The sequence below is a fragment of the Niastella sp. genome (assembly GCF_045805085.1).
GTDB lineage: Bacteria > Bacteroidota > Bacteroidia > Chitinophagales > Chitinophagaceae > Niastella.
This window is the reverse complement of the sequence record NZ_JBJMLX010000097.1, coordinates 1-3,441: the sequence shown is the minus strand read 5'-3', so window position 1 is coordinate 3,441 and position 3,441 is coordinate 1. Positions and strand designations below refer to the sequence as shown.

The following is a 3,441-nucleotide window of genomic DNA, read 5'->3' as shown; positions in this document are numbered from 1 at the left end:
TGTTCTGGAGCTACTTTATCGGCGTTGCCTACGACTTCCACTAATGGAATTACAGGAACCTGGTCGCCTGCTTTGGATAATACGACTACGACAACTTATACCTTTACCCCCACAGCCGGACAGTGCGCAACAACGACAACGCTGACTATTACAGTTAATCCGAACATTACGCCTACATTTACTGCAGTGGCGCCGATCTGTTCTGGAGCTACTTTATCGGCGTTGCCTACGACTTCCACTAATGGAATTACAGGAACCTGGTCGCCTGCTTTGGATAATACGACCACCACTACTTATACCTTTACGCCCACAGCAGGGCAGTGTGCAACGACGACTACGCTGACTATTACCGTCAATCCGAACATTACACCAACTTTTAATGCGGTGGCGCCAATTTGTTCTGGAGCTACTTTGTCTTCGATGCCAACTACATCGAACAATGGAATCACCGGTTCGTGGTCGCCAGCTTTGGATAATACCACCACAACAACCTATATTTTTACGCCTGATCCAGGTCAATGCGCGACAACAACAACGCTGACAATTACAGTGAATACAGCTGTAACGCCAACCTTCGCAGCCGTTGCGCCAATATGTTCAGGAGCTACTTTATCGCCGTTGCCTACGACTTCGACTAATGGTATCACCGGGACCTGGTTGCCGGCTTTGGATAATACCGCTACTACGACTTATACCTTTACACCAACAGCCGGGCAGTGTGCAACAACAACGACATTAACGATCACAGTTAATCCGAATATTACGCCGACGTTTAATGCGGTGGCGCCGATTTGCGCTGGTGCAGCGCTAACAGCATTGCCAACAACATCGAATAATGGTATCACCGGTTCCTGGTCGCCTGCTTTGGATAATACGGCTACAACAACTTATACCTTTACGCCTGATGCAGGTCAGTGCGCTACAACTGCGACTTTAACGATCACAGTCAATACAGCTGTAACGCCAACCTTCGCAGCTGTTGCGCCGATTTGTTCGGGAGCCACTTTATCGCCGTTGCCTACGACTTCGACCAATGGAATTACGGGGACCTGGTCGCCTGCTTTGGATAATACAGCTACCACTACTTATACCTTTACCCCAACAGCAGGACAGTGTTCAACGACTGCCACATTAACGATCACTGTTAATCCGAATATTACTCCAACATTTAACGCGGTAGCGCCAATATGTTCAGGTACAACCCTGACAGCGTTACCTACGACATCAACTAATGGTATTACTGGTTCGTGGTCGCCTGCTTTGGATAACACAGCTACTACAGCTTATACCTTTACACCTGTTGCGGGTCAGTGTGCGACAACAACAACGCTGACAATTACAGTGAATACAGCTGTAACGCCAACCTTTGCGGCGATTGCTCCGATCTGTTCGGGAGGAACTTTGTCGGCATTGCCAACTACATCGACTAATGGTATTACCGGTTCGTGGTCGCCTGCTTTGGATAATACGACCACCACAACTTATACGTTTACACCAACAGCCGGGCAATGTGCGACAACCGCATCGCTGACTATTACAGTTAATCCGAACATTACGCCAACCTTTAATGCGGTAGCGCCAATATGTGCAGGAGCGACGCTGGCAGCTTTGCCAACAACTTCCACCAATGGCATCACGGGAACCTGGTCGCCTGCTTTGGATAATACGACTACGACAACTTATACCTTTACGCCTGATGCAGGCCAGTGTGCAACAACAACAACGCTGACTATTACCGTTAACTCAAGCATTACACCTGCCTTTAATGCTGTAGCGCCGATCTGCGCAGGAGGAACGCTGGCAGCACTGCCGACGACATCCACCAATGGCATTACTGGTTCCTGGTCACCTGCTTTGGATAATACGGCCACCACAACTTATACCTTTACGCCTGATGCCGGTCAGTGTGCTACAACTACGACATTAACGATCACAGTAAATACGTCTGTAACGCCAACCTTCGCAGCCATTGCACCGATCTGTTCGGGAGCCACTTTATCGGCATTGCCAACGACATCGACTAATGGTATTACTGGTTCGTGGTCACCGGCACTCAATAATACGAGCACTACCACTTATACCTTTACGCCGGATGCGGGTCAATGTGCGACAACAGCAACGCTTACTATTACCGTGAATACAGCTGTAACGCCGACCTTTGCGGCCGTTGCACCAATTTGCGCGGGTGGAACGCTGGCAGCACTGCCGACGACGTCCACCAATGGCATCACGGGAACCTGGTCGCCTGCTTTGAATAATACTACTACGACAACTTATACCTTTACGCCTGATCCGGGTCAGTGTGCGACAACAGCGACTTTAACGATCACAGTAAATACATCTGTAACGCCAACCTTTGCAGCCATTGCGCCAATCTGTTCGGGAGCTACTTTATCGGCGCTGCCAACGACTTCCACCAATGGCATCACGGGAACCTGGTCGCCAGCTTTGGATAATACGACTACCACAACCTATACCTTTACGCCTGATCCGGGTCAGTGTGCTGCAACTGCAACGTTAACAATCACCGTTAACACAAGCACTACACCGACGTTTACAGCTGTTGCACCTATCTGTTCTGGTGCGCCTTTATCTGCGCTGCCAACTACATCCAATAATGGTATCACCGGAAGCTGGTCACCGGCTTTGGATAATACGACTACCACAACTTATACCTTTACGCCTGATGCCGGTCAGTGCGCGACAACTGCCACATTAACAATTACCGTTAACACCAGCACTACACCGACGTTTACAGCCGTTGCTCCAATATGTTCTGGTGCGACTTTATCACCGTTGCCAACGACTTCCAATAATGGTATTACCGGAACCTGGTCGCCTGCTTTGGATAATACAGCTACCACTACTTATACCTTTACACCTGATGCGGGTCAGTGTGCGACAACTACGACATTAACTATCACAGTAAATACAGCTGTAACGCCAGCATTTACAGCCGTTGCACCTATCTGTTCGGGAGCTACTTTATCGCCATTGCCAACAACTTCCAACAATGGCATTACGGGGACTTGGGCTCCTGCTTTGGATAATACGACCACGACAACTTATACCTTTACACCTGATCCAGGCCAGTGTGCGACAACTACGACATTAACAATTACAGTGAATACAGCTGTAACGCCAACCTTTGCAGCCATTGCGCCAATCTGTTCGGGAGCTACTTTATCGGCGCTGCCAACGACTTCCACCAATGGCATCACAGGAACCTGGTCGCCTGCTTTGGATAACACGGCCACCACAACTTATACTTTTACGCCTGATGCGGGTCAGTGCGCGACAACTGCCACATTAACAATCACAGTTAATACAAGCACTACACCGACGTTTACAGCCGTTGCACCGATCTGCGCCGGAGGAACGCTGGTGCCGCTTCCAACGACATCTACCAATGGTATCACCGGAACCTGGTCACCTGCTTGG

At 49.5% G+C, this 3,441-nt stretch carries 1 protein-coding gene; it reads left to right on the top strand.

The window, feature by feature from the left end; translation table 11 throughout:
- On the top strand, nucleotides 1-3,441 hold a 3,441-nt coding region (locus ACJ751_RS04790), incomplete at both ends, for a hypothetical protein (protein WP_407744235.1).